At 52.9% G+C, this 837-nt stretch carries 2 rRNA genes; both read right to left on the bottom strand.

Features of this window, described 5'->3' with window-relative positions:
* Positions 1-2: 2 nt before the first annotated feature.
* Positions 3-118: ribosomal RNA gene (rrf, locus tag VF716_RS20305) — 5S ribosomal RNA — on the bottom strand.
* Positions 119-252: 134 nt separating this feature from the next.
* Positions 253-837, bottom strand: a 23S ribosomal RNA gene (locus tag VF716_RS20310); the annotation flags it as partial.

Consider the following 837-nt stretch of genomic DNA (forward strand, 5'->3'; position numbering starts at 1 on the left):
GAGCTTGACGATGACCTACTCTCACATGGGGAAACCCCACACTACCATCGGCGATGCATCGTTTCACTTCTGAGTTCGGAATGGGATCAGGTGGTTCCAACGCTCTATGGTCGTCAAGCAATTCGGTTGCTGCCTCGGGGTTTAGCCGCTGCAGCGAATTGGGTATGTGATCGAATCGGTATTGCGTGTTCGTGCAGATTTTCGGTCTGTTTGTCGACTTACCGTCTAACAGCCAAATTGTTTGGGTGTTATATGGTCAAGCCTCACGGGCAATTAGTATTGGTTAGCTCAACGCCTCACAGCGCTTACACACCCAACCTATCAACGTCGTAGTCTTCGACGGCCCTTTAGGGAGCTCAAGGCTCCAGTGAGATCTCATCTTGAGGCAAGTTTCCCGCTTAGATGCTTTCAGCGGTTATCTCTTCCGAACGTAGCTACCCGGCAATGCCACTGGCGTGACAACCGGAACACCAGAGGTTCGTCCACTCCGGTCCTCTCGTACTAGGAGCAGCCCCTCTCAAATCTCAAACGTCCACGGCAGATAGGGACCGAACTGTCTCACGACGTTCTAAACCCAGCTCGCGTACCACTTTAAATGGCGAACAGCCATACCCTTGGGACCGGCTTCAGCCCCAGGATGTGATGAGCCGACATCGAGGTGCCAAACACCGCCGTCGATATGAACTCTTGGGCGGTATCAGCCTGTTATCCCCGGAGTACCTTTTATCCGTTGAGCGATGGCCCTTCCATACAGAACCACCGGATCACTAAGACCTACTTTCGTACCTGCTCGACGTGTCTGTCTCGCAGTCAAGCGCGCTTTTGCCTTTATACTCT

Source organism: Stutzerimonas sp. Brlt_14, assembly GCF_051948915.1.
Lineage (GTDB): Bacteria > Pseudomonadota > Gammaproteobacteria > Pseudomonadales > Pseudomonadaceae > Stutzerimonas > Stutzerimonas stutzeri.